Here is a 901-nt window from a genome sequence, read left to right as displayed (position 1 = left end):
TGCCCCAAATGGCGGCTGTTCATGCCGGGAACAACGGTCCGGTTGACATAGACGGTGCCGTTCACGTTGATGTCGATGATCTTCTTCCACATGGCAATATCGTAGGTATCGAGCGGCCCTGCCGGACCAGCAATGCCGGCCGAGTTCACCAGGATCGCGATAGGCCCGCCAATCTCTTCGGTGCGTGCCCGGGCGTCATCGACGGCCTCCCAATCGGAGACATCTACCCACACGGTGGTAGCCGCCGGGCCCAGTTGGGCGCGCGCTGCCTCGAGGCGCTCCTCGTCCATGTCCCAAAGAGTGACTGTGGCGTCCGATGCCACGAACCGCTTCGCCATGGCGAGGCCGAGGCCCTGAGCGCCTCCGGTGACCACTGCATGCTGCCCCTTGAGGTCGATCCTGTTCATCCACTCATCCTCCCAAAACGCCAATCGACGTGTGTCCGGCTCGTAAGGCTGACAGTCGCGAGCGCTTGCCGCTTTTTGTTATATTAGTGTAACAGCGCTCGCAACTGCCGCAGAGCAACAGGGGGAGCTTTCTTGAAAGCAACGGAAAAAAGAACCATCGGCAGGAGCGGATCGGAGCTGGCGGCGCTGGGCATGGGATGCGCCTCGCTGGGCGGCCTTTATGCACCGGTCAGCGCTTCAACCTGCATGGAAACCCTGCAGGCAGCCTGGGACGCCGGCATCCGCTACTTCGACGCGGCACCCATGTATGGCCTAGGCCGGGCTGAGCACATGCTGGGCTACTTCCTGCGCGAGCAGTTGGAAAGCCCCCAAGCCGTGATCAGCACGAAAGTGGGTCGCCTGATGACGCACCCGCGGCCAGGACGATCGTTGCCCCCGCCAGCGGCAAAGAACCCGCTCGATGCAGGATGGGAGAACGGCCTGCCGTTCAGGGA

At 62.7% G+C, this 901-nt stretch carries 2 protein-coding genes; one reads left to right on the top strand and one right to left on the bottom strand.

The features are described from left to right. On the bottom strand, window positions 1-407 hold a 407-nt coding region (locus tag WH91_RS20835; RefSeq protein ID WP_046172937.1), incomplete at its 3' end, for an SDR family oxidoreductase. A gap of 192 nt (window positions 408-599) precedes the next feature. Between WH91_RS20835 and WH91_RS20830 the strand changes: the two genes are divergently transcribed. Beyond that, window positions 600-901: aldo/keto reductase (locus WH91_RS20830; protein ID WP_144408402.1), on the top strand; the 302-nt coding region annotated here is incomplete at its 3' end.

Source organism: Devosia psychrophila (genome assembly GCF_000971275.1).
Lineage (GTDB): Bacteria > Pseudomonadota > Alphaproteobacteria > Rhizobiales > Devosiaceae > Devosia > Devosia psychrophila.
The sequence above is the reverse complement of the archived record's forward strand: the minus strand, read 5'-3'. Positions and strand labels throughout refer to the sequence as shown.